The organism is Bergeriella denitrificans NBRC 102155 (assembly GCF_001592185.1).
Lineage (GTDB): Bacteria > Pseudomonadota > Gammaproteobacteria > Burkholderiales > Neisseriaceae > Neisseria > Neisseria denitrificans.
Window position 1 is genome coordinate 1 of sequence record NZ_BCWL01000351.1, and the last position, 953, is coordinate 953.

A 953-nucleotide genomic window follows, 5' to 3' on the forward strand; every position below is an offset into this window, starting at 1 on the left:
GGGCGAGCCAACGACGTAGCAGGATTTAAGTTCTACGACTATAAATCCACAATATACCCGCACGCCCAAACCGCCCCATACACAGCCCGCCCGCATATTTCAGACGGCCTGCGCTTATGCTAAAATAAGCCGCTTAAATTTAATCGAAACCCGCGCCACACCCGCGCGCGAAGAAAGGAATCCACACATGGCAGGCCACAGCAAGTGGGCGAATATCCAACACAAAAAAGCCCGACAAGACGCCAAACGCGGCAAAATCTTCACCAAGCTCATTAAAGAAATCACCGTAGCCGCCCGCATCGGCGGCGGCGACCCCGGCGCCAACCCCCGCCTGCGCCTGGCATTGGAAAAAGCCGCCGAAAACAACATGCCCAAAGACAATGTACAACGCGCCATCGACAAAGGCACGGGCAACCTCGAAGGCGTCGAATACATCGAGCTGCGCTACGAAGGCTACGGCATCGGCGGCGCCGCCCTCATGGTCGACTGCCTGACCGACAACAAAACCCGTACCGTCGCCGACGTGCGCCACGCCTTCAGCAAAAACGGCGGCAACCTCGGCACCGACGGCTGCGTCGCCTTCAACTTCGTCCACCAAGGTTATCTCGTATTCGAACCCGGCGTTGACGAAGACGCCCTCATGGAAGCCGCGCTGGAAGCCGGTGCCGAAGACGTGCTCAACAACGACGACGGCTCCATCGAAATCATCACCGCCCCCAACGACTGGAGCAGCGTCAAAGCCGCGCTGGAAGCCGCAGGCTACAAAGCCGTTGACGGCGAAGTCACCATGCGCGCGCAAAACGAAGCCGAACTCAGCGGCGAAGATGCCGTCAAAATGCAAAAACTCATCGACGCCCTGGAAGACCTCGACGACGTACAAGACGTGTACACCTCAGCCGTATTGAACTTCGACTGATCGACCGCAAGTCCGTAAAAAAGCCGTCTGAAAAATC

The 953-nt window shown here is 57.7% G+C and carries 1 protein-coding gene; it reads left to right on the top strand.

Translation table 11 applies throughout. The features are described 5' to 3' along the window. Positions 1–187 precede the first annotated feature (187 nt). On the top strand, positions 188–916 hold the full coding sequence (locus tag BDE01S_RS10750) for a YebC/PmpR family DNA-binding transcriptional regulator (RefSeq protein WP_066081439.1): 729 nt from the start codon (positions 188–190) through the stop codon (positions 914–916). The last annotated feature ends 37 nt before the right edge of the window (positions 917–953 follow it).